We start from the raw sequence: 25778 nt of genomic DNA, 5'->3' as shown, positions 1-25778 counted from the left end.
CCATTAGTTTATTCTTAGTATGTGTCAAAGTTTGACACTTTAAGGTTATCTATGTCCTCGTCATTGTTTCTAAAGAAGCTCTTAAATTTAACGAATGAAGAATACACGTTGTTTAGTAAAGTGGTTAATAAAGCTCAATGGGATTCATTTGATGAGTTAATTGCATTATTTCCAGAAGATAATACCGATCTCACTGAAATCCGGCGCAAAATTAAAGATTATATTGATACACCTAGTTAATCATTATTTAACAGGTAAAAAAAGACTGGCAAGCCAGTCTTTTTTTTAGCACAAATGTAGTCTAAGAAATAAATATTGGTTTAATTCTCGTTAACAATTCTATATCTGCTTCTGTGAATATACCGGAAGCTAACCAAGATTCTAGTAACTCTTGAACATTATATTCAATGCCCTGCTCCATCTTAGCACTCAACATCTCCATTTGAACTTCATTACGTTTAGCTTTATCAACCTCTGGCGAAGTTAATCCAGCAGTGATCTCCATCATTAAGGTGACTTGATGACGATCTTGTTTTGAATTCATGTTAAACGCATTTTGCCAAGAAGACTTAAACTGACTTAAATCAGCAGCCTTACCCTCAACTAATGCTTCAACGGCAGAAAACAGATCTACATATATTTGTTGTTCTTGTTTTGCTCTACGTTCAGCAATAGCTTCATCAGCGATCTTAGTGATAGAAAGCACAATACGTCTTAACTTTTCAAACTGAGGTTTAGCAACACCTTTAACTTGAGTTAAGCTTTGTTCAGCCTGATCGATAATAGAACGCAGTTCATTTATTTCAGTCACATCTTCAATTGAATGTTTGAGATCAGATAACATGGCCATATGAGTATCAAATAACTCATTTGCCGCATCCATCTCTTGTTTCTTATCATTATCACGTTGTTCAAATATTGGGTTATTCACCGCTCTAAACTCATTCCAAAGCTTTTGGTCTGTGCCTTTACCTGCAAAACCAACGGTTTTCCACTTAGCTTGCAAACCTTTAAGTTTGTCTGACTTTTGTGTTAAATCCATTTCTTGAGCAGCTAATTCTTGCGCTTGTTTAATTAACGCTTGTTTTGCTTGTTCATTGCTAACGTGGTGCTTAGTAATGGCTTGTTTTATTGGTTTTAATATTGCTTGATAACGGTTATTAATCTCAGATACTTTGTCTCGGTCGATTAATCCAGTTTCACGCCATAACTTAGTTAACTTCACAAAAACGGACTCTAAGTCTTTCCAGCTTGAAACTTCTGAGCTTTTTAAATTATTAGCTAACGTTTCCAACTGACTAATAATAAGAAGTTTGGCGTCCAAGTTAGCTTGGCGTTCATCTTCTAATTCTTTGTAGTGTTCACGACATGGTACAAAGGCAGCTTCACAAAACTGATTAAACTCTTCGTTTAATTCATTTTCTTGATCATCACCCGCATGGCCTAACGATTGCCAGTTAGAACGTAATAACCTTACACGATGAGCTTGTTCTGTAGGGTCAACCAATGGCGTTTCCGCCAATTTTTTAATATCCGCCAATAGCTCTTGTTTTTTAGGATTAGAAAAAGACATTTGTAATTCTTTTAACTTCTCCATTTCAGATTCTAAAAATTCCCAGTTACGGGCTATCTGATTTTTTTGGTAATCATTTAAGTCGGCATACCAAAAGGTCATTTTTTTATATAAACCAAATGCATTATTAAATTTCCCTTGCTTGATTAGTTCTTCAAGTTCAGGAATTTTGCGACGTATTTGATTGAATATTTGACGTTGTTGTTTCTCAAACTCACTAATCGCATTATCTCTGAGCTTAATTAACCTGTCATATTCACCAGCAATGTCCGTTGGCAGGGAGATACCTACTTCCTTTAAGTTATGCTGCCATTCTTTTTTAAGTTGTTTAAACTCACTTTGAATGGCATTTAAAGAAGTTAAGTCTTGAGGTATTGGTACTTGTTGTAACTTTTCCAATAATCCTTTGGCCAATAATATCGATTGTTTTATTTTTGGTATTTGATTAGCACGGTTGAAAATTGTTTCTGCACGTTTTAATAACTCAATACGGTTAGTATCATTTAAACTAACTTCATTACATTTATGGGTAATGGTATTGATATCATTACTTAGTTGGCTTTGCTCTATTTCACTGTCGTCAGCAATTGACTGGGTAATTTTAGACTCGACAGCGGCTAATTCAGCACTGATTTGTTCAAAGTGATTTTGTTGCTCTTGAGTGAGTAGCTCGGCTGCTTGCTGTTGTTGCCATTGTGCTTTAAGCGGTGCTTGAATGCGTTCTAGTGTTTCTACGATTTTTTGATGTTTAGCCAGTAACTCGGTTTTCACTTCGTTTTCTAAAATATCAATGTCGTTTACTGCTTGTTGCCATTGATTTTCTATTTCAGCTTGTTTTTCAGCAATCACTGAAAAGTCGCTTTTATCTTTAAGTGCGTTTAATTGTGCTAACACTAATCTAATTTGCTTTTCTAACTTAACTGGTTTTTCCGCATCAAGTTTTAATTTTTCAATTTTTTGTTCAACATGGCTAAGTAAGCTGCCATTGAGTTTTTTAGCTAACTTCTTAAGTTGATTCATATCATTAATATTGGCTAATAAACTTAATTTTGCCTCATCAGATAAGGTACTTTCGGTAATCGCTCTGAAATGTAAAACGTCTTTATTTAAGCGCTCTATGGTACTTAACGTTAATGCTTCATCATTAAGTTCAAATACAATCCGTTCTAACAACTGAGTTTTATTACATTGCTCGATAAACTGTACTTTTAATTTTGCATCTAAATTTGTATCACGAACACCTGTTAATGACTGGATAATGATGCGTTCAGCATTTCTCTTAATGTTATCTGAGTGATCATTTCTAAATGCCTGCCACCATAATGCAAAATCATTTAATTTTTCTAAGGTTGCGCGTCTTACTTTTTCATCGCCATCATTAAAAGCCAATTCATGTAAAATTGATTTATTTGCTAAGACATCTTTATCCAGTTCTGCAACGGCGGCTAAACGTTCACTTACTTTTTCACTTTGCCATTTTTTCTTTCTAAATAATTTACTAAATATCATCTTGGTCAAACCTTGCGATGTCAGTTTCAGGTAAAAATTCGCGTTTTAATTCACGCTTAGATTTCATCACCATTTCACCGTCTTCACCGATGGTAAAATGCTGATTAGATTTTTCAACTTTGGCTTGATACGCCAATACAAGTTGTAAGGAATTATCTCTTTGTTCCGCAGTTAAACGCTGGCCATTTTGCCATTTACCCGTTTCTACAGCGTATTTTAAGTTTTCAAAAACTTCCGGCGTTACTGACGCCAACATTTGATCTAAATTCATTGTGTTACCCACTAAGACTTTTTACGTTTGGACATAATGATCCGAATACGATTAATGATGTACCAGACAAAACCTACAACAATACATGCTTGCGACATGAAATATTGAGGAGCCGTTTTATCATCGCTGTTATAAAAGGTAAAAACCCCCATTAAAAATAACAACATCGCTATGGCTTGGTGAGTCATAATAGACTGACTATTTTTTAATGATTTGATCTTGCTTAATGAATGTAACTTTTCTTCAGTAAGATCATTCATATCTAGGTCGCAATGTGGACAAACCTTTTGTTTGTCCGAGATAGATTTTGCACATTGAGGGCATTTAATAATGGCCATACTACACTCTTTCTAAAAGATATTATTCATTTCATCCGTTGTAAAAATACTGAGGGATAAACGCAGAAAAAGCACCCTAATATTATTAGGATGCTTTTGATACTAATTATATAGTTTTAATTAGTATTTAATGTGGCTTAATTTTATAAAAACAACTTAGTTATCTTTATTTTCACCATGTTCTTTATTGAACTTAACCCAATAGTCATCAACCGTTTCCTTCATTTCTTTACGAAGTAACATGATGCCGAATAAGTTAGGTAAGGTCATAACAACAATGGCAACCGCAGCTAACATCCATATTAAAGACGTATCCGCTACTGCAGCCCAAGCAAACGCCGCACAATAAATAACACGATATGGCATAACCGAACGTGCACCTAATAGGTACGTCATTGCTCTGTCGCCATAATACGACCAAGCTATCGCAGTTGAGAAAGCAAATAATAACAAACCAATAGTAACTATGTATTTGCCGTGCTCACCAAAGTAGCCTTTTGTAAATGCTTCTGTTGTTAAAGCGGCGGAGTGAATTAATGAATCACCGCGAACTATAATTTCTTTGTTTTTCAGTTGCCCATCGATAACCTGTAATTTGCCGTTATATAAATGTTCGCCTGGTAATAAGAAGTTTACGTTTTCAGCAATTGAACGTGAATTAATCACAGTGAAATTATCACCTTGAGCTTTACCTTCAATTACTTTTAATTCGCCAGAGAATTTTTCAACATCACTTTCTTGGCCATTTAAATAAAGGTATAGCGAGTTCATGTTTTGTTCAGAGCTTTCAACATATTGTCCTGACAATATTGACATGTCCGAACGTTGGAAATCATTTTCAAACTTATCGTGCCACGCACCAGAAGATAGAATCACCATACCAGTTAAAGTACAAATAATGATGGTATCGATAAACGGTTCTAAAATTGAAACCATACCTTCAGAAACTGGTTCGTCCGCTTTTGCTGCTGCATGGGCAATTGGAGCAGAACCTTGACCTGCTTCATTTGAGAATAAACCGCGGTTAACACCTTTAGTAAATGCATAAGCAAATGCCGCACCGACGAATCCACCTGTTGCCGCAGAACCAGTAAAGGCATCTGCAAATACAGAAACAAATGATGGTACTAAGTTTTCAATATTGTAGAAAATTACACCTAACGCACCAATAACATAAAAAACAGACATAACAGGGACGATACGTGAAGTAACATAAGCGATACGTTTAATACCACCCAAGATTACAAGAGCTAGCGCTACTGCTAATACGCCACCGGTTATCATTCGTTCAATACCAAACGAACTTTCCATACTTACGGCGATATTATTTATTTGAGGTAAACTACCAGTACCAAATGAGCTAATTACCGTTGCGATCGCAAAGGCAACAGCGAGCCATTTCATATTTAAACGACGATCCATGTAATACATTGGACCACCCGCCATAGTGCCATCTTCCGCTTTCACACGATATTTGTGTGACATAGTTACTTCGACAAACTTAGTCGTCATACCAAAAAATGCCGTCATCCACATCCAGAATAATGCAGCCGGACCACCAATAGATAAGGCTAATGCAACACCACCTATGTTACCTGTTCCAACGGTACCAGATAATGCCGTTGAAAGAGCTTGGAAATGATTGGTATCACCTTCAGCGCCTTTTTTATCATACTTACCAGTTACAACCTGCCAAGCATGTTTAAAGTAACGTATTTGTGGAAATTTAAGGTAGATGGTGAAGAAGATACCGACACCTAATAGCACATAAGGGAACCAAGGAGAGCTTCCTAATAGGCTATCTAGAAAAACGAGTAAATCATTTAGTGCGTTCACTGTTTATTCCTTTTTTATTATAGTTATTGTTACATAAAATAATGGGGTAGTTCCCTACCCCATTTCGAAAGTTGTTTTAGCGTAATTTTTTAACTACCGCTAATATTGCAGTTAATACATCTGCGCCAAATTTAGCAGAACGAACATCGTTCCAACCATAAAACGCATCAGGAGCATCATTATGATCTTTAAATGGCATTTCTACGGTATAAGACAAACATTTAAACTGTTCGCCAACCCAAGCCGCACCAACAGTTGGTAATGCTTGGCCTGGTTCATCTTTGTCATAACCATGAACATCTTGAAACTCTGGTGTGGCTGCAGCATAAGCCGCTTTAAAAGTCTCTTCTAAAGCTTGATGACGTGCATCATAGCTTTTGATACCTTCACAACCAGCAACAAAGTTATATGGAATTGCTTCGTCACCATGTATATCTAAAAACATGTCCACACCCGTCTCGAGCATCTTCTGTCTAACGTAAAACACTTCTGGGCTTTTATCTAAAGAAGGTTCTAGCCACTCACGGTTTAAGTTAGTACCAACCGCATTTGTTCTTAAATGTCCTCGAGCAGAACCATCTGGGTTCATATTAGGCACAACATAAAATACTGCATTAGCTAATAACAAACGTGACACAGCGTCGTCGTGGTCAAATAAACGTTCTAATAAACCTTCTACGTACCACTCAGCCATAGATTCACCTGGGTGTTGGCGTGCCGTTATCCAGATCTTCTTTTTACCTTCAGCTTCTTGGCCAATTTGTAACAAAAACATATCTCTGCCATCAATAGTTTGACCTAAAGTAATAAGCTGAGTATCGGGAGCGAGTTGAGATTTATGAATTAAATCTAAGTGACGTTCATAGGAATAAGGAACAAAATAAGCATAAAACACATGGTCAAAATCAGGAATATGATTAAATTTCAGTTCACCGTCTTCGTAACAAGTATCGATACGGAACCAAGTTTCACGGTCATACGAAGCCATAGTTTTATAATCTTGCCACCCATCAGGATAAGCCGATTGTTTAGCGTTTAGAATTCTGAACTGGTGTTCTTCACCAGCGGTAGATTCAATTTTAAAATGAAACCACTGATAAAAATCTGAATTATTGTCTTTTGAAATGTTTAACTGAATGTCAGAGGTTGAGTCTAAGCTAACAACTTCAATGTTGCCGCTATCAAAATTACTACTAATTTTCATGGTTTGATCTCATAACTTGTTATCCGGTCAAGACTATCACATAAAATCCACTAGAAACCAGTCGTAAACCGTAATTTGATGATACTTTGCTTATAAAATCATCGACCTAAGTAGCATGCCAATTTCAGTACTGTAACCTAAAGATTTATTTACCACAATTCCGTCTGTGTCAATCACATAATAGGTTGGAAAGGCTTGTATCTTATAATCTTGAGACACATCAGAATTGCCTAATAAGGTTGTAAAACTGTATTCACGTTGATGCATGAAATTTACTATTTCGTCAGGTGATTGGAAACTTAACGCAACAGATACCACATTAAATTGCTCGGAATGACTTTGGTAAAAATCTTGTACATTGGGCATGGTTAATTTGCATACAGAACACCAAGGTGCCCAAAAAATAATAACGTGGGTTTATCAGACAATGACGCTAACGTGACTTTTTGGTTATTAATGTCCATTAATTCAAACTCTGGCGCTTTAATATCGCCAGAAGTGGACAACAAACTCGACTCTTTAAACCAACTAATAAGATTAAATATAGCGATAAAAATAAGGGCTTGAACGGTTAAGTTTTTTAACATGTGACTAAAAATACCTTAGGACTATAAAGCCTGTTTACAGGGTTAACAGTGATAAGACCGGACGTTCATGTATTTCATTCAAGACTTTTATAATTAATATTAAAATTCATAAGTTAATGTAAATGAAACAAATCTTGTTTGTTGTGGCACATAAAGTTGATTATCTGTTTGGCTTGGGTCATAAACCTTATGCGACTGATCAAACACATTTTCGGCTTTTAAAGACAATAATATACTTCGGCCTAGTTGATAATTAACTACAGCATTCACCAAATAAGTGGCGTTTTGATTAAACCCCGTTGATGCAAAATCACTAGAATCGAGTCCTGCTTTTACGTCTACAGCTGAGCGTAATATGTTATTAACCCCAATTGTCAATCGGTTGATCTGAGATAATAAACTCAAAGTAGCAAATGTTTGAAACGCTTGTTCGTAGGTATCATTAAAATAATGGGTTAATGTACCTTGTAGTTTGATATGTTGATTGAGCTTATAATCCCCTTTTGCTTCCAAACCGAATATATCTTTATTGTTTAGATTATTATAAAAACGACGTTGGCTGCTATCCGGAAATGTTAAAGCGATGACTTTTGATTGTTGCTGATAAAACGCCGTTACTGTGGCTTTCCAATCTTGTTCTGTGTAATCGTAACTTAATTGATAAGACCGTATTTTCTCTGGTTGCAAACTCTCATTGCCATGTAAATAGGGATCTTGTGAAAACAGCTCTATGAAATTAGGAGCGCGAAATGCTTCTGAATATTCAACACTAACATGACTTTTTTGATTTAAAATTCGGTTGTAACCAATATGAGTAGACACATCATCGGCAAAACCGTGGTTACGCTCTAAACGAATACCCGCTGATACATGATCTATCGGACTCATTTGCCAACTCATAACACTGAATATCCCGTGGCTTTCAATACTCTGTAATAAGTTTGTGTAGGGCCCGTACTCAGTAACACTCTGTATAGCGTCAAGATAATACAAATCTAACGGTAAACTGTCTTGTCCATCCGGAGTTAAATGCGAAGTTACGATCCCGGCTTTATCTTGTTCTTGTTGTTGCCATTGAACACCAAATTCAAATGATAAAGTATCTGACCATGTATAATTGGTCATTAAATTAAAATCCAATTTACGCGAGGACCAGTTAGGGCCAAACCAATAATCTTCAGAGAATGGTCTAATTCCAGCTTCGTCTATTCGAGCCACGGATTTAACTTCTGACTCTCCGTAAGTTAATTCTGCTTTAACATTAAATTGGTCTGTTAGCTGATACTGGTATTGATTCGATATAAAGCGATTTGTCGAGTTAAATTGATTATTTTGATGGTAACTTTGATTATTCAAAAAACCATCTTGTTGATGTTCTTCACTGTAATAATGTAAAACGTAATTACCTAACTGCCAATTGATGCTGAACTGATCATGTTTGTAAGGTTGGTTAATATAATCCTCACCTAAAACATAACTTGCACTTGGTATATTGTCAGAAGCATATTGTTGGCCGTCACCTTGCGTGTCCATAATAAAAAACGAGAACTCACCATAACCAGTATTTCTATATAAACTTGCAGATGCATTCTGATGGTTAAAGTCGCCACCCGCTATAGAAAGGCGGTTAGTCTTTTTAGTAATGATATTGATCACCGCTAAAGAGGCATTATTACCAAACCGAACCGCATTCGGTCCTGTGTATATTTCCACCGTTTGCGCTAACGTTGAATCAAAATAAGGCGATCCCATCAAAACGTCATTTATTAATAAGGTATTCAGTTTAACGCCATCAACCATCAGCACGACATAGCCAGAATCGGCAGCCACACCACGAACTTGTAATTGGGTATGAGCCGAATTATTGCTGGTCATCACTGCTTGAAACCCAGGAACAAAATTTAATAAATTATATACGTTAGTCACTCCGTGACTTTTAATCTGTTGCTGATCAAAAACGTGACTTGCTTGATTGAACACAGTTTGAGTTTGTGCTTCATTGGCCAATACAGTTTGACTTACAACAAGCGACAACAAGATGATTGAATTGAATTTAAACATTAACGCTGAATTTCTCTTTATGTGGATTGGTAGAAATTTAAAACACAATAAACAACGGTATCGTAATTACCTATTCAAATCATTAATTTTATCAAAATAAAAGCGCAATAAAAAAGGCCACAAAAATGTGGCCTTCTAAAATTATGTTTTATGTTATCAAGATTAAGTAGTTGGCAACGATGGATATTTAATACCCGCCATTTCTTGCATAACGCGAACTACTTGGCAGCTATAACCAAATTCATTGTCATACCAAACATACAATACTGCACGGTTGTCTTGTACGATTGTGGCTCTTGAATCCACAATACCAGCATAACGGTTACCAACAAGATCCGTAGAAACAATCTCAGTAGAACTCGTGTAATCAACTTGATCTCTCAGCTCAGAATGTAACGCCACATCCAGTAAGAACTTGTTTAACTCATCTTCTGATGTAGGTTTATCTAAATTTAGATTCATTATTGCCATAGACACATTTGGCGTTGGAACACGAATAGCGTTACCAGTTAACTTACCTTTTAACTCTGGTAGTGCTTTTGATACTGCTTTTGCCGCACCCGTTGACGTTAATACTAAGTTTAACGCAGCCGCACGGCCTCTTCGCTCACCTTTATGGAAGTTATCAATTAGGTTTTGGTCATTAGTATAAGAGTGAACCGTTTCAACATGTCCGTTATCAATCCCATACTCATCATTGATCGCTTTTAGTATCGGCGTTATTGCATTGGTTGTACACGAAGCTGCACAAACGATTTTATCGTCTTGTTCAATGTCTGAGTGATTTACACCATATACAATGTTTTTAATCTCGCCACCAGCTGGTGCTGTTAATAATACTTTCGCTGCACCTTTGGATTTTAAGTGTAAACCTAAACCATCTTCATCTTTCCAAATACCTGTATTATCAACAATTAAGGCATTATCAATACCATAATCTGTGTAATCTATGCTATCTGGAGAGTTTGCGTATATCACTTGAATGTAAGAACCGTTCGCTTTAATGACATTAGCTTTAGTATCAACGGTAATGCTGCCATTAAATGGTCCATGTACAGAGTCACGGCGCAATAAACTTGCTCGTTTTTCTAAGTCACCGTCTTTACCGCCACGAACTACGATGGCACGTAAACGTAATGTTGCATTTGGACCATTTCTTTCGATTAACAAACGTGCTAATAAACGACCAATACGACCAAATCCGTATAACACAACATCTTGAGGTTCTGGGTGTCCATCTTGGTCTAAAATATCAGCCAATTCACGTTTTAAGTATTCTTCTTTTGAAAGCCCTTCACCTTTGTTTTTGTATATGTAACCAAAGGCCAACTTACCTAAATCAATTTTTGCAGGGTTTAAATTTAATCCCGAAAGGATCTCTAAAAATTCATAACTTTCACGAACTCTAAGTTTGGTGCTCTCGTACTTAGTTACCGTTTTATGAGCCTTGATAATATCGATAGCAGATGCTGATACAAGTGGACGACCATAAATACAAATTTCTATTCCTCGACCACGATACAACATACCAATTAGTGGTTGCATGCGATCTGCAAATTCTTGTCTTTCTAACCAACTTTTTTGATAAGTTTGTTCAGGAGTTAACGTCATTACATCAGCCTTTATAATAATTTAATTCACAAGGTTAAGGTGTTCACCTCAAGTGCGGGCGCATTGTAAATTATTTTTTCGTAAGTTTAAATGTAATACTACAACTTTAGTTACAGAATTTTGAAAAAGTGGATTTAAACCATTACAAAAGACTGACAAATACCTCACTAGTTTATTAATACAACTCGTTAAAAGTAACTAAAGCCAAGTTTTTACAGACTATTTTCTTATTTAGAGCCATCATCAAAGGTAAGTGACACTGAATTAACACAGTAACGATTACCAGTTTCTGTTGGGCCATCTTCAAATATATGACCTAGATGCGCGTCACATTTGGCACAGGTAATTTCAACCCTTACCATGCCTAAGGTTAAGTCTTTATGATACTCAACACTTCCCTCAATGCTTTGATCAAACGACGGCCAACCACAATGAGAATCAAACTTCTGAGTTGAATTAAATAATTGAGAACCACAACACACACATACATATTGGCCTTGTTCATTATGGTCCAAATACTTGCCTGTGTATGGACGTTCGGTTCCCTTCAACCTTGTTACTCTATAGGTTTCTTCATCTAATTCGGCTTGCCACTCTTGTTCTGATTTAGTTACTTTGTCCATTTTTGTCTCGCTTTTAACAATTGTTCTATTAGTGTTAGTCCACTGTAACTTATCTACAATAGTTTACAGGCAAAAAAAACCATATCCGTTGATATGGTTTTATAAAGGCGTATAAAAACTACACCTTAACGATTGGACGAGCCGCTTGGCTCCATTCAACGTGGTACATTTTGCCATCGGTCTTATCAGCACGTTCAAAAGTATGCGCGCCAAAGAAATCGCGCTGACCTTGTAACAAGTTTGCTGGTAAGGTTTCACTACGGTATGAGTCGTAATATGCCAACGCTGAAGAAAACGCGCCAACAGGAATACCCATTAATGACGAGTTAGCGACAGTACGACGCCAATTTGTTTGGTACTTAGCAATTTGCCCGGCAAAAAACGGGTCGATTAATAAGTTAGATAACTCTTCATCACGCTCATAAGCTTTCGTAATAGACTGTAAGAATACTGCACGTATGATACAACCAGCACGCCAAATTTTTGCAATACCAGCAAAATCTAAGTTCCAGCCGTGTTCTTTACCAGCCATGCTCATTAATTGGAAACCTTGCGCGTAAGCACAAATTTTAGAACAATATAATGCATCATGTAATTGCGAGATAACTTCATCTTTATCTAAATTAAATTCAGATAGATCTGGACCCGCTAGTACTTTTGATGCAACAACACGTTCGCCTTTTAGCGTTGATAACGCACGCGCATAAACCGCAGACGTAATAGTTGGAGAAGGTGCGCCAATTTGTAAAGAGCTCACTGCTGTCCATAAACCTGTGCCTTTTTGGCCCGCTTTATCAAGAATGATATCAACTAATGGTTGATTCGTATCAGGGTCAATATGCTCTAAAACCTCGGCACTGATCTCAATAAGGTAAGAATGTAACTCGCCTTCATTCCATTTTCTGAAGATGGCTGCAATCTCAACTGGTGTCATGTTTAAACCAGTACGCATGATATTGTAAGCTTCACAAATCAATTGCATATCAGCATATTCAATACCATTGTGAACCATTTTCACATAATGGCCTGAGCCTGTTTCGCCAATGTAAGTCGCACATGGCTCGCCTTCGATCACTGGATTACCAGGCTCATGACGTTCTATAGGTTTACCTGTTGCATCATCCACTTTAGCGGCGATGGCTTTGAACATTGGGGCAATACGAGTCCAAGCATAACGGTCACCACTTGGCATTAATGAAGCACCAAAACGCGCACCAACTTCACCACCAGAAACTGCGGTTGAGAAGAATAAGAAGTTACCTTCAAAGTTCTTTTCACGTTCTACCGTGTCTGTCCACAAACTATTGCCGGTATCAACAACGATGTCGTCTGCCTGAATGCCTGCATCAATTAATTTATGACATACGTCATCAACAGGACGGCCTGCAGGAACGGAAAGAATAACAAGGTGTGGAGATGTTAGTTTAGATAATAATTCTGTATAAGAAGTACAAGGGAAAATTCGTTGTGGGTTATCACCCCTTTCCAATTCGTCTTGCTTTATTGCACTGGCTACTTTTTCAGTATCCAAATCAAAAGCGGCAATGGTGTAACCATTGTCTGCTAAATTAAGAGCTAGGTTTTTCCCCATAACTCCCAAACCGATAAAACCGATATCACATAAAATAGCGTTGTCAGACATACAATTAGCTTCTCTTAGTTTCAATAATGGTGCAAGTGCAATTTTGGCGCGGATTATACAGAATTCACCTTTAAGTTCCTACCAAATAACTTAAATTATAAATTATAAATTATTCTGCACTTGCTTATTTATTCTAAAAAAATTGATTTTTTAATAATCTAATTGCCATAAACTTAGGCTGTTAGCCTTTTGTTTATAGCTGTCTTCCGTTTTTATGATTGGGCTTAATAGGTCTAGTTCAGTATCAATTAACAAGGTCTTTTTACTACTTTTTGGGATTTGATAAACCGAATCTTCATCCGATGCATTTAACAACAATAACATTTTATATTTTTGATCATCGTCCGCCATAACTAAGGCCAAACATTGATTATCGTGATCATGCCAATCGTCAACTTGTTTGGTTTCACCATCTGGCCGAATCCAATAAACGTGGTGATGTATGGCACTATAATGATAATCATCATCTGGTAACAGGCAATGGGTTAATACTGGATACTGCTTTCTGAGTTGAATGCAATATTGGGTAAATTTATAAAATTTATTCTGCAAATCAGACATTTGCCAATTTAACCAGCTAATTGGGTTATCTTGACAATATGCGTTGTTATTACCGCCTTGTGTTCTAGATCGTTCATCACCGGCTAACAAATGCGGGATTCCTTGCGAGAATAACAAGGTGGCCATCAAATTACGTTTTTGTTGTTCACGCTTATCAATAATATCTTGATCCGTTGTCGGCCCTTCTACACCGTAATTACAACTGTAATTCGCCCCATGACCATCTCTGTTGTCTTCTAAATTGGCTAAGTTGTGTTTTTGCTCATAACTCACAAGATCATGTAAAGTATAACCGTCATGATAAGCTATATAATTTACTGACGTTATTTGACTGCGTTTGCCTTTTCTAAAGATGTCTCTTGATCCTAAAATCCGACTAGCGGTTTCGGCAACTAACCCTTTATCACCACGCCAAAACTGCTTTAATCCATCTCGGTATTTGTCGTTACACTCTAACCAATAGTTCGGAAAATTACCAAGCTGATATCCTTGAGGGCCTATATCCCAAGGCTCGGCTATTAATTTAGCTCGGCATATAATTGGGTCTTGTTTCATGGCCCTAAATAAAGCACAGCCTTGATTAAAGCGTTCACCATTGCGGCCTAAGGTTGCAGCTAGATCAAAACGAAATCCATCAACCTGCATGTCTGTCAGCCAATAACGCAAAGAGTCCATGATCATTTTAAGGGCGTAATCGTTATCTGCATTTACTGTGTTGCCACATCCTGTGTAGTTGGCAAAACTTTTTTTATAATCGCCTTCAGTATTCAAATAAAAATCAAAGTTGGCTAACCCTTTGAAACTAATTAACGGACCATTTTCATCAGCTTCTGCTGTATGGTTAAAAACCACATCTAATATGACTTCAATGTCATTTTTGTGAAATTCACGAACCAAGGTTTTAAATTCTGTCACCGCATCACTGACGGCATAACGAGGGTCTGGTGCAAAAAAATTGACTGGGTTATATCCCCAATAATTGGTTAACTCCAAATGTTCTAATCTAGGTTCACTCATAAAGTGAAATACAGGCATTAATTGAACACTAGTCACGCCCAGTTGTTTTAAATAGTCAATAACTTCGGGCTCAGCAAGTCCTAAATAAGTACCTCTGAGTTCGGGGTGAATACTGTTTAATTGCTGAGTAAATCCTTTTACGTGTGTCTCATATAAAATGGTGTCGCTGTTTTTGATGTTTGGTTTCGAGGTATTTTGCCAGTCAAATTCGGCGAGTGTTAAGTGGGATTTTGCAATAAAAAACGGGCTATTATCTTGATATAAATCTTGGTTCCATACTAAGTGACGATTAAACGATTTTGCATAAGGGTCTATTAGAAGTTTTTCACTGGTGGTTAATGCTTTATTTTCATCTTTATTAATTACTTGTAATGCGTAAACCCAAGTTTCATCAATACCAGTGAGATGGCAATGGAATACGTTACCGGTACGGTTATCGGCTTCGATACGGGTGATAAACTCTTCCGTATCTGGTAAAAAAAATGAATAAACAGCCGCTTAGCATCTGGTGCATAAACAGCAAAATTAAATCCACCGTCTTTTTTATTTACACCTAACCACTTTGCGTCGCCGGAGTCGACTTGTATCGCTAATTCGTTATTCATTAATAACCTATTTACACTGAGTTACGTTAGCGTGATATATAAGGTTGATAGAGGCGGCAAGTTAATTAACAAACTATGCTCTTTGCCCTGCCAGCCCATACATTCGGTCACGAGCTCAAGTCCTGTCGAATAATTACTGCCCCAGTAGTATTCACTATCTGAATTTAATAATACTTTATATCGCCCAGGTTTCGTCACACCTACACGATAATAATCACGTGGAATTGGTGTGAAGTTACTGATCACTATGATTTCGTTACCGTCTTTATCTTTTCTGGCAAACGCTAATACACTTTGTTCTGCATCTTGGTGATCTAACCATTCAAACCCTGCGTGTTCATGATCTAACTGGTGTAATGGCGCATGTTCACAATATAAATGATTTAAATCTTTATAAACGTTTTGCATACCTTGATGTTTTTCATTCGCTAACAAATGCCAATTAATGCTGGAGTTATGATCCCACTCTTTTACTTGTGCGATTTCATTACCCATAAAGTTTAATTTTTTACCAGGATGTGCATACATAAACGCAGCATAACACCGTTGATTTGCCGCTTGTTGCCATTCATCACCCGGCATTTTCCTTAATAACGAGCCTTTTCCATGTACCACTTCATCGTGAGAAATTGGTAACACAAAATGTTCATCGTAGTTATATACCATGGCAAAAGTGATGTCGTTATGATGATAATTACGGTAAGCCGGATCTTTACTCACATACGTTAATGAGTCATGCATCCACCCCATGTTCCATTTAAAATCAAAACCTAAACCACCGTATTGGGTAGGATGAGAGACTTTTGGAAATGATGTAGATTCTTCTGCGATGGTTAATGCATTTGGATGTTTACTATGAACTTCGTCGTTCATCCAACGTAATAAACTTATGGCTTCATAGTTATGATTTCCACCGTCTACATTAGGTATCCACTCTCCATCTTCGCGAGAATAATCTAGGTACAACATCGAAGCGACTGCATCAACGCGTAGTGCGTCAATATGGAATTTATCCAACCAGTACAAGGCTGTTGATACTAAAAATTGTCTAACGGTGTCTTTACCAAAGTCGTAAATGCACGAATTCCAATCAGGATGCCAGCCTTTACGTGGGTCATCATATTCATAAACATGAGTCCCATCGAAACGTGCTAAGCCGTGCGGATCTTCTGGAAAATGTGCTGGAACCCAATCGATAATAATACCAATGTCACTTTGGTGGCAGGCATCAACAAATGCCTTAAACTGATCAGGGTCACCAAAACGAGAGGTCGGAGCAAACATAGCGGTTGGTTGATAACCCCAAGAGCCAGTGAATGGATGCTCTGATACTGGTAACACTTCAATATGGGTGTATCCCATTTCTTTTACATAAGGGATAAGTTGATCAATCATTTCAAGATAAGAAAGCGGTACAAACTCGCCATCCACTTCCTTCATGCGCCAAGAACCTAAATGCACCTCATAGATAGCCATAGGCTTATGCACATAGTCTTGTTCTTTGCGAGTTAGCCACTTATCATCTTGCCACTGATATTCATTATGATCATAAACAACAGAGGCAAATGACGGGTACTGATCTTGGTAAAAACCGACCGGGTCTGATTTGTGCGGTAAGTTGTGACCATGTTGATCTTTGAGTTCAAACTTATACTTAACACCGGCCTCCAGCTCTGGTACCACTATGACAAAGTGACCACATTGTGTTTTTTCCATTGGTAATTGACGACCATCCCAATGATTAAAGTCGCCGATTAAACTACATGTGGAAGCATTAGGGGCAAAAACAGCAAAACGAGTGGCATTCAATACTTTTTTACCAACAGATAATTGGGTTAACTGTGCACCTAATTGTTGATATATATTCTCTGGTTGGTGGGAAAGGTAATGAACAGCATAAAATGCATCTTGCTTAAATTGATATGGGTCTATCACCACATTTGAGCTGTCTGCATAACTTACGTTAAAACGGTAATTAAAATGATTTTTTCTTCTTGGTAATACCAATTCAAATAAACCACTTTGTTCAACTTGTATTAATTGACCTAAACTACGATCTTTCGAAAATTCGATTAACTCAACATTGGTGGCATTAGGGAACCATGCCCTAACAATGAACCCTTTGCCTTGGGTATTTTCAGATAAACCTAAATAAGAAAACGGATTGGTAACATTGGCATTAGATAATGTACTGGCTAACTCACTTGGGTTCATCTTAGATCCTGTTTGTGGTTAAAAACATAGTGAACAAATAAACAAAGTTAATACTAAAAAACATATTTAGTATTAACTATTTAAGTCAAATTTATCTATCTTAATTTGTATTTATTTTGACGCTTGTTTTCTGGCTTTGGTTAATTCATCAGTTAAATGGTTTATTTCATTAACACTGAATATGTCTTCTAAGTCCATAGTTAATTTACGACGCCAATTTGGGTATTCATCACTCGTACCTGGAATATTAACCGGTTTGTCCATTTGCAACCAATCTTCTAGCTGTAAACTTAACAAAGCGGCTTGTCCCTTTGCCATATGAATTTGCATACCGTAATTTAATTCTTGTGTCATCCCCACTGTATTTGCGTCGTGACCGATATGTTCTGGTATTGAATGATGACCATGTAAGGTATTTAAAATGGCTTGTTTATCTCTAATACGGTCGCCGTATAAGCTTTGCATTAACTCATCACCTGAATACAGTCCAAGCTCTTTGCCAAGCTCTAAATCTTTACAGTGCCAATAGCCAATTAAAGTTGGCATATCATGCGTGGTTAATGTGGCCATTGATTGCTCAAGGTAATGTTCTGGTGAATAAAACCCACCATCAGCCGCTTGTTCAAAGAAAAATACTTTGTAAGAGTGAATTCCGTTCTCTTGCAGCTTACCCGTAATATCTTCAGGCACTGTACCTAAATCTTCACCAATGATTGAACATTGATTTAAATGACTTTCTAATGCAAGTATCGCCAGCAATTCATCAACGGGGTAATAAACATAAGTCCCTTCTTTTGCGGTGTCGCCTTTTGGAACCCACCACAATCTTAATAATGCCATAACATGATCAATTCGTAATGCGCCACAGGCATGCATATTAGAACGGAATAGATCAATAATCGGTTGATAACCTTGTTGATAAAGCTTGATAGGATCCATTGGTGGTAAACCCCAGCTTTGGCCTAACGGACCTAATACATCTGGTGGAGCGCCGACACTGACGTCAGTACAATATAAGTCTTTATTTGCCCAAATTTCAGTACTGCCTTCACTAACACCAACGGCTAAATCACGGTAAGTCCCCATGGCCATACCTTGTGCTTTACTGAACTCGTTGACTTCTTCTAGTTGAGTAAAAGCAACAAATTGTAAATAAGCATAAAAATCGACTAATTCGGCATTATCTTGTTTAAACTTAACAACGGTGGCTGAGTCGTAATCTTGAAACTCTTGTGGCCATACAGGCCAACCCCAATTGTCACCAATAAAACGACCGTCGGCTTTAAACTTATCTTGTATCGCGTCATAGGTTGCCGCTTGTATTAAACTTTCCTCGCCATTTAATTTAAACTCAGCAAACTTTTTAGCAAGGTCTGAATTGTTTGCGATTTCATGTTTAACAAAATGTTGATAAAGCGGTTTTAGTGCTTTTAACTTTAATTCCATCACAGAAGCATAATCAACCTCGGCAACGGACTTGGCAGCATTAAGTTGAGTTTGAAACGAGTCTGAATTAACCAGTTTTTGTGTTACTAAACATTGTTCGTAACCCGTCACTTGTTGCACATCAATATAAATGACGTTTAACCAACGACGCGACGATGGACTATATGGGCTACAAGAATCCGGGTTATTAGGATACAAGGCGTGTATTGGATTTAGTCCAACAAAATCAGCACCTCGTTGTGCTACTTTTTCAATTAAATATTTTAAATCCGAAAAGTCACCAACGCCCCAATTATGTTTACTGCGAACACAGTAAAGTTGTACGCTAGGACCCCATAACTTTTTACCTTGTTCCAACGCCGGCTGTTTATAACAAGACTCTGGCGCGATGATCAATGACCCTGAGCCAAGTGGTTCTTCAATACCCGGTTCTAATAAATCTAAATGGTAATAACCAATCGCCAAATCAAAATCAACAGGTAAAGCATAATGTTGAATTTCCATGTCTCGGACTTCAAATGCACCGAGTAACTCTTGATCTATTGGAACAAATTTTAGCTTCTTGCAGATTTTACCTTTTTGCTTAATATCGATATGCAGTTCATCGTTGGCAAAATCAATTGGTAATTTAAAGTGTAAAACGTTGTGTTGACCTTGACGGTAAATCGATGCTGGCTCAACAATAGTAAACCAAGACGCTTCTGTTTCAGCATTAACCATATTAACTAAAGCGTCTTCGTCATCAATTGGATAACCCATAGCCGCTAATATTTTCTGTTTTGATTCAGACTTTATGAAAGATTGTTTACCCCATGCATCTGTATATTCGGACTCTATCCCGCGGGCTTGAACTAAATGTTCAATTAAAGAAGCGTGCATTCTTATTCCTATTAACGACTACGAATTTGGCAAAACCATTAAAGAAAATTGTCTTTCAATGATTTATTGATTAGCTCAATTGTATTTACTTTCGGGGTAACTATAAAAGCACTTTATCGTCCTTTACCACTACATACGTTTGCATAAAAAAACTTCCCCTTATTTATTTGCCATTTTACTTTACTTTATGACTCAATGGATGTAATTTTATTACCAATTTGAAATTGTATAACATCATTAACAGGTATAACTATGACTATTCGCGTAGCAATCAACGGTTTTGGAAGAATTGGTAGAAATATATTACGAGCTTTGTATGAATCAGAAAAAAATTACGATTTAAAAATCGTAGCAATTAATGATTTAGGCGATGCTAATATTAATGCTCACCTTTTAAAATATGATACGGCACACGGTCGTTTTAACGCTAAAGTAGAAAATACAGATGACACTATTACTGTTAATGGTGATTTAATCAAAGTAACGTCAGAAAGAAACCCAGCTGACTTACCTTGGAAAGAATTAAACGTAGACGTTGTTTTTGAATGTACGGGTATTTTCCAATCGAAAGACGCTGCAAGTGCACACATTGATGCGGGCGCGAAAAAAGTTATCATCTCTGCTCCAGCTAAAGGTGTTGATGCAACTATCGTTTACGGTGTTAACCACGAAGACATCACGTCTGATATGACGGTAATCTCAAACGCATCTTGTACGACTAACTGTCTTGCACCGTTTGCTAAAGTGTTAAATGACGAGATTGGTATTGAATCAGGTTTGATGAATACCATACACGCTTATACTAATGACCAACGTTTAAGTGACGTATATCACACTGACTTACGTCGTGCTCGTGCAGCGGCAATGTCTATGATCCCGACTAAAACAGGTGCTGCTGCCGCTGTAGGTTTAGTGGTTCCTGAGTTAGCAGGTAAAGTTGACGGTTTATCAGTACGTGTTCCAGTATTAAACGTATCGCTTGTTGATTTAACGTTTATTGCTAAGAAAGACACAACGGTTGAAGAAGTTAACGAAACTATTCGTAAAGCGGTTGCCGCTGGCGGTCCATTAGCTGAAGTATTAGCAGTAAATGACGAGCCTTTAGTATCTGTAGACTTTAACCACATCCCTTACTCTTCAAACTTTGATGCGACAGAAACACGCGTTATTGGACGTTTAGTTAAAGTAATGAGCTGGTATGACAATGAATGGGGTTTCTCAAACCGCATGTTAGACAACGCTGTACTTTTAATGAAGTAACTTGTGTTTAAGGAATAAGAGTTTGCTCTTGTTTCAATCTAGTTAAAGGTGGCTTATGGCCACCTTTTTTGTTTTACTGCGTTTCATCGCCCTCTCCCAATTAATACCAGAGAAAATAAGAGCAAACATGAACAACCAATTTGTTAGTAAAGAAACACTTAACTCGTGTGTTTATTACAAAATCGAACATCCTAAGTTCGCCGCCACAATCTCAGAATTTGGTGGGCAATTATTGAGTTTTACTCCTAAAGATAACCAAAATGAACCACAAAATTTATTGTGGCTGTCTGAATCTTCACCTTTAGATGGCAGCAAACCTATAAGAGGAGGCGTTCCTTTGTGCTGGCCTTGGTTTGGCCCTGCACAAGGTGATTTTGTTGGTGAACCGCAACATGGTTATATCCGTTCTGTTCCATGGTCGCTAATAAATATTGTAGAATCAGATACGAGTGTTGAAATGATTATGCAGCCAAACTTAACAAAAGAACTAAGCCAATCACTAGGGTTGGATGTTCAGGTGCGTTATGTTTTTGCAGATACCATATCAATTGAATTAACGACTACAAATACATCAACTGAAGCAAAACCATTATCGCAAGCCATACATACTTATTTTGCTCTTGATAACGTTAACGACCATAAAGTACTTGGTTTAAATCAAATCCGCTATTTAGACAAACTAGATAATGCCGCAGAAGTGATTCAAGACGGCGATGTCGTTATAACCGAACACACTGATCGCGTATATTTAACCGCACAAGATAAAGTCTCTTTACTCAACGGTAATAAAAACATGGATATTCTAGGTCAAGGACACGACTCCATAGTAGTTTGGAATCCTTGGCAAGAAAATGCTAAAAACATGGTGGATTTTGATGATCAAGGTTATACCAATATGATCTGTATTGAGATGGCCAATACTCAAGGTTTAGTCTTGCAACCTCAACAAGTTCATAAGTTAGTGCAGTTGATTAAGCCGTAAGCTGTAAGCTGTAAGCTGTAAGCTGTAAGCTGTAAGCTGTAAGCTGTAAGCTGTAAGCTGTAAGCTGTAAGCTGTAAGCTGTAAAGTTTATAATTGATTAGCTCATAGTCAAATTTTATATAGATTCTGATAAACAAATTTTGCTGTCCGTTTATCAGAATTTTTAATGATCAATTGTCGTTCACTAAATAAACGACTTAGTTTATCGAACCGATGCCAGGACTGTTACACGCTATCACCGTAAATTTGTATCCTATGGCTTCATTCTCATCAATTTGCATCAATAATAATTGATAATCATTCAATTCCACGACTTTTGTATTCTCTGGATGTTCACACCTTGAATAACTATCAGTCTCATAATAATAGATAAACTCTGCTAGCAATTTTTTTAACGTTAATTCGACGGCAAGACTTTTTTGATAGATCTGGTTTGATAAATCATCATCTGCAAGATTAACACTTAGGAATGATGGCGTATCATCCTTAACTTCATCAAGTTTCTCTTCAATAGACTTTGCTTTATCATCTTTTAGCTCAACAATATCGTTAATACTAGTAACATCCTTTTTACTGGAGCCCTCTGCTTTGGCGTATTTATGTCCACTGACAAAACCTTCAACAACTGAACCAAACACAGGTGTAGTATGATTGATAAAGCCATTATTTATGCTTAAGACAACCGTAGTTATTAATAATACAGAACACCAGATATACCGGATCATTGCAGTGGTAAACACAAAACGATATTCTTTTTGGTGCCAAATACCGTGTAATCCAAATGGTTTCAATAATAAAAGTAATATTAAATAAAACGGGATCAATAATTGAATAACAACCAGAGCTAAAACGCTTGTTAACATAAACCAAGTAGGGATGTTTAATATTAATGCCATATTATGGCTATAAGGCAAGATGTTAGAACTAACTCCGGCGACTTCATTGACCATGCCCGCGGCACTAGCTAATGCGAAATTGGCCATAATTGCGTAAAAAATAACAATAATGGTTTTACCCAGTAAATGGTGCCAAATGATGACAAACTTAGGCCAAAACTCAACAAGTAACGCAACAACGGCAAATAGTAAACTAATAGCAAAAAGTGGGTCAGCAGAGCTTTCTTCTTCAAGGTTGAACATTAGCAGTAAAGCTACAAGCACTGAAATAAAGTAACAACGTTGGGCAAAATTAAGTACACGCCAAAATTTAACAAATCGCGTTTTAATATTAACTAAGAATGGGAGCGGGTTGATGACTCTGATAATGCGACGAACTTTCACAGCCGCCCTTAAAATACGCAAAGGTATGTCCATATAATACTTATAATTTTTCTTATTTATAACGGGAATAATAACTGACTATTTCAATAGGGTAAATATCAACGATAAGTTTCGAGTTTCGAGTTTCGAGTTTCGAGTTTCGAGTTTCGAAAATAAGATAAATAGTTTCACCGTGAAAAAATAGTACGTTTAACTATTAACTGCTTAACCCGTTACACTACTGCGTTTTATTACTTGGTTCGCTTGGCAATGCCATGAAAGTGGGTTGGCCCACCAGGCATCATAGGATCCATATGAAAATCAATATCTATAATCTCCCAACCTTCAGCACCTAGACTATTTAAATAAGCCTCAGCCTGCTCAACCGTTCTTCCTTTTAAGAAGCCGCCCTTTTCTGCATTATCTGAATCTATAATTTTATATTCCCACATTTTAACGCTTCCTATTAATAACGGTACCTTATTAAAACTACATGAGTTTTGTGGTTAACGCACCGATTTCTATTCTTGTTTGTCCTTATTCTCTTTCATATGTATTAACCGGCGTACAACATTCATTTAGATACAAAAAAACCAGCCTAAGCTGGTTATTTTATAAAACTAAAAAGAAGAAGCTTTTATACGCCTGCCGTTGCCTTTTTAGCTAGTTCAGTGATCTCTGACCAACGTTTGCCTTTGATAATGTCATCTGGGCATAACCAAGAACCACCACAGCACATTACATTTGATAACGCTAAATAGTCTTTATAATTACCAGGGTTAATACCACCTGTTGGGCAAAAACGAACATCCGGGAATGGACCACCAATTGATTTTAACGACTGAACGCCACCAGATGCTTCTGCAGGGAAGAATTTAAAGTGCGAGTAACCTTTATCCAGTCCTATCATCAACTCGGAAATTGATGCGATACCCGGAATTAACGATATAGAACCAGCGTTACCAGCATCTAATAAGTCAGGCGTTAAACCAGGGCTGATAGCAAACTTAGCGCCAGCTTCTGTTACTTGCTTAAGTTGAGCTGCATTAGTTACAGTACCAGCACCAATAATAGCGTCTGGGCAATGAGTCGCAATTTCACGAATAACATCAATTGCCGCTTTAGTACGTAAAGTCACTTCCAATACTTTAATACCACCGGCCATTAATGCTTCCGCAATTGGAACCGCATCTTCTACATTTTCAATAACTAATACTGGAACTACTGGACCTGCTGCAAATACTTCAGCTGAGTCGATTAACCAATTACGTTCTGCCATTTTAAAACCCTTTTAAACCTTTCTAATATGAGGTTGTTCCTATGAGGAACCTTAATTAAATTTCTTGCTGTAAATATGCCGCGCAACCAATTAATCCCGGTTGTTCTTCCGTTACAACGTATACAGGGATCGTTTTTATGATCTTGCCAAAACGTCCTTTTGCATCAAAACGAGCTCTAAATTCGCTTGTTTTAACATATTCAATAAATCTTGGTACAACGCCACCGGCAATAAATACACCACCGTAGGTCATTAATGTAAGGGCTAAATTACCGCCAAAACTACCTAAGATACGACAAAATACATCTAACGTCTTAACTGCTAATTCATCTGTCCCAGCAATTGCGTGTTGGGTGATGTCAGCAGGTTCATATTGTTTTGCATCTTGTTTGTTGATGGCACAAAGAGATTGATAAATTTGCACTAAACCTAAACCAGACAATACTTGCTCTGCAGATACACGTGCATATTTCTTTTGTAGCTCTTTAAGCACGCCTATTTCATCACTGTCTATTGGTGCAAAGTCAACATGACCGCCTTCGCCACCAATAGGTATCCATTTATTTTCGGCATGGATTAAATTTGCAACGCCAAGGCCAGTACCTGCACCAAAAATAGCAATAGGTGCATTTGGAAGCGCATCTTGTCCGCCAATTTGAACTAATTTGTCTTTGGCTATGTTTGGCACCGACATGGCAATAGCAGTAAAGTCATTAATAACAATTAATTTCTTTAGACCAAACTGCTCTGTAATTGCGGCTTGTGAAAAACACCAATGATTATTGGTTAAGTTCACTTCGTCCCCTACTACAGGACAGGCAACATCTAAGCAGGCATATTCAAACTCTTGTTTAGAATCTTGTTTGTACTGGCTAATTGCGCCATCTACATTGTCAAAATCTTTACATTGGTAAGTCAAAATATTTGATATAGAAAGTGTTTCCATATCCGCCATACCAAGGCGGATATTGGTTCCGCCGATATCAGCAACTAACGCTTTAATAGTCATAATTTACGTCCA

Annotated in this window: 22 protein-coding genes; 3 read left to right on the top strand and 19 right to left on the bottom strand. The window is 37.2% G+C overall.

What is annotated here, in order from left to right; genetic code table 11:
• Positions 1-51: 51 nt before the first annotated feature.
• Positions 52-240, top strand: a complete 189-nt coding sequence (locus RT723_RS00880) for a hypothetical protein (protein WP_315945510.1) — start codon at positions 52-54, stop codon at positions 238-240.
• Between the two features lie 61 nt (positions 241-301).
• On the opposite strand, the gene RT723_RS00875 is transcribed toward RT723_RS00880, so the two are convergent.
• The 15 genes from RT723_RS00875 to malQ all read right to left on the bottom strand — a co-directional run bounded on the left by RT723_RS00875 (position 302) and on the right by malQ (position 19977).
• Entirely contained in the window at positions 302-3082 is a 2781-nt protein-coding gene (locus RT723_RS00875; protein WP_315945509.1) for a DUF349 domain-containing protein, read from the bottom strand.
• Positions 3072-3353: a YeaC family protein gene (locus RT723_RS00870; RefSeq protein ID WP_216055609.1), complete on the bottom strand. Its 282-nt coding sequence runs from the start codon at positions 3351-3353 to the stop codon at positions 3072-3074. The genes RT723_RS00875 and RT723_RS00870 overlap by 11 nt, the downstream gene beginning before the upstream one ends.
• An 11-nt stretch (positions 3354-3364) precedes the next feature.
• Complete coding sequence (locus RT723_RS00865) at positions 3365-3691, bottom strand: zinc ribbon domain-containing protein (RefSeq protein ID WP_216055608.1); 327 nt, start codon at positions 3689-3691, stop codon at positions 3365-3367.
• Between the two features lie 156 nt (positions 3692-3847).
• Entirely contained in the window at positions 3848-5527 is a 1680-nt protein-coding gene (locus tag RT723_RS00860; protein ID WP_216055607.1) for an alanine/glycine:cation symporter family protein, read from the bottom strand.
• A 76-nt stretch (positions 5528-5603) separates the two neighbouring features.
• Positions 5604-6731 carry a M14 family metallopeptidase gene (locus RT723_RS00855; RefSeq protein ID WP_315945508.1) on the bottom strand — a complete coding sequence of 376 codons (1128 nt, stop codon included), beginning with the start codon at positions 6729-6731 and terminating at the stop codon, positions 5604-5606.
• A 90-nt stretch (positions 6732-6821) separates the two neighbouring features.
• Positions 6822-7097 carry a redoxin domain-containing protein gene (locus RT723_RS00850; RefSeq protein WP_315945507.1) on the bottom strand — a complete coding sequence of 92 codons (276 nt, stop codon included), beginning with the start codon at positions 7095-7097 and terminating at the stop codon, positions 6822-6824.
• Positions 7098-7099: 2 nt separating this feature from the next.
• Positions 7100-7318 carry a hypothetical protein gene (locus RT723_RS00845; protein ID WP_315945506.1) on the bottom strand — a complete coding sequence of 73 codons (219 nt, stop codon included), beginning with the start codon at positions 7316-7318 and terminating at the stop codon, positions 7100-7102.
• 99 nt (positions 7319-7417) lie between these two features.
• On the bottom strand, positions 7418-9379 hold the full coding sequence (locus RT723_RS00840) for a TonB-dependent receptor (RefSeq protein ID WP_315945505.1): 1962 nt from the start codon (positions 9377-9379) through the stop codon (positions 7418-7420).
• Between the two features lie 162 nt (positions 9380-9541).
• Positions 9542-10990 (bottom strand): glyceraldehyde-3-phosphate dehydrogenase, encoded by a 1449-nt coding sequence (locus RT723_RS00835; protein ID WP_315945504.1) that lies wholly within the window; start codon positions 10988-10990, stop codon positions 9542-9544.
• A gap of 227 nt (positions 10991-11217) precedes the next feature.
• A complete protein-coding gene (gene msrB / locus RT723_RS00830; protein WP_216055602.1) occupies positions 11218-11613 on the bottom strand; it encodes a peptide-methionine (R)-S-oxide reductase MsrB in 396 nt (131 codons plus the stop codon).
• 118 nt (positions 11614-11731) lie between these two features.
• Entirely contained in the window at positions 11732-13255 is a 1524-nt protein-coding gene (gndA, locus tag RT723_RS00825) for an NADP-dependent phosphogluconate dehydrogenase (protein WP_315945503.1), read from the bottom strand.
• A gap of 150 nt (positions 13256-13405) precedes the next feature.
• Positions 13406-15280, bottom strand: coding sequence for a glycogen debranching protein GlgX (glgX, locus tag RT723_RS00820; protein ID WP_315945830.1), 1875 nt, complete (start codon positions 15278-15280; stop codon positions 13406-13408).
• Positions 15196-15438, bottom strand: coding sequence for an early set domain-containing protein (locus RT723_RS00815; protein WP_315945502.1), 243 nt, complete (start codon positions 15436-15438; stop codon positions 15196-15198). Before RT723_RS00815 ends, glgX begins: the two co-directional genes overlap by 85 nt.
• A 21-nt stretch (positions 15439-15459) precedes the next feature.
• Positions 15460-17652 carry a 1,4-alpha-glucan branching protein GlgB gene (gene glgB, locus RT723_RS00810; RefSeq protein WP_315945501.1) on the bottom strand — a complete coding sequence of 731 codons (2193 nt, stop codon included), beginning with the start codon at positions 17650-17652 and terminating at the stop codon, positions 15460-15462.
• A 111-nt stretch (positions 17653-17763) separates the two neighbouring features.
• Positions 17764-19977, bottom strand: coding sequence for a 4-alpha-glucanotransferase (malQ, locus tag RT723_RS00805; RefSeq protein ID WP_315945500.1), 2214 nt, complete (start codon positions 19975-19977; stop codon positions 17764-17766).
• Positions 19978-20229: 252 nt separating this feature from the next.
• Between malQ and gap the strand changes: the two genes are divergently transcribed.
• Both gap and RT723_RS00795 read left to right on the top strand, forming a co-directional pair.
• Entirely contained in the window at positions 20230-21237 is a 1008-nt protein-coding gene (gene gap / locus RT723_RS00800) for a type I glyceraldehyde-3-phosphate dehydrogenase (RefSeq protein ID WP_216055597.1), read from the top strand.
• Positions 21238-21364: 127 nt separating this feature from the next.
• Positions 21365-22219 carry a D-hexose-6-phosphate mutarotase gene (locus RT723_RS00795; RefSeq protein WP_315945499.1) on the top strand — a complete coding sequence of 285 codons (855 nt, stop codon included), beginning with the start codon at positions 21365-21367 and terminating at the stop codon, positions 22217-22219.
• A gap of 197 nt (positions 22220-22416) precedes the next feature.
• Here the strand turns inward: RT723_RS00795 and RT723_RS00790 are convergent, their stop codons facing one another.
• The 4 genes from RT723_RS00790 to RT723_RS00775 form a co-directional block, all read right to left on the bottom strand.
• Complete coding sequence (locus tag RT723_RS00790; RefSeq protein ID WP_315945498.1) at positions 22417-23499, bottom strand: hypothetical protein; 1083 nt, start codon at positions 23497-23499, stop codon at positions 22417-22419.
• Between the two features lie 230 nt (positions 23500-23729).
• Entirely contained in the window at positions 23730-23930 is a 201-nt protein-coding gene (locus tag RT723_RS00785; RefSeq protein ID WP_315945497.1) for a DUF4177 domain-containing protein, read from the bottom strand.
• Positions 23931-24115: 185 nt separating this feature from the next.
• Positions 24116-24757: a bifunctional 4-hydroxy-2-oxoglutarate aldolase/2-dehydro-3-deoxy-phosphogluconate aldolase gene (locus tag RT723_RS00780; RefSeq protein WP_216055593.1), complete on the bottom strand. Its 642-nt coding sequence runs from the start codon at positions 24755-24757 to the stop codon at positions 24116-24118.
• A 55-nt stretch (positions 24758-24812) separates the two neighbouring features.
• On the bottom strand, positions 24813-25766 hold the full coding sequence (locus RT723_RS00775) for a glucokinase (protein WP_216055592.1): 954 nt from the start codon (positions 25764-25766) through the stop codon (positions 24813-24815).
• Positions 25767-25778: the final 12 nt, after the last annotated feature.

The sequence above is a fragment of the Psychrosphaera aquimarina genome (assembly GCF_032461525.1).
In the GTDB taxonomy this organism is placed as follows: Bacteria; Pseudomonadota; Gammaproteobacteria; order Enterobacterales; family Alteromonadaceae; genus Psychrosphaera; species Psychrosphaera aquimarina.
Note: the sequence above shows the minus strand (reverse complement) of the source record. Positions and strands in the feature narration are given on the sequence as shown.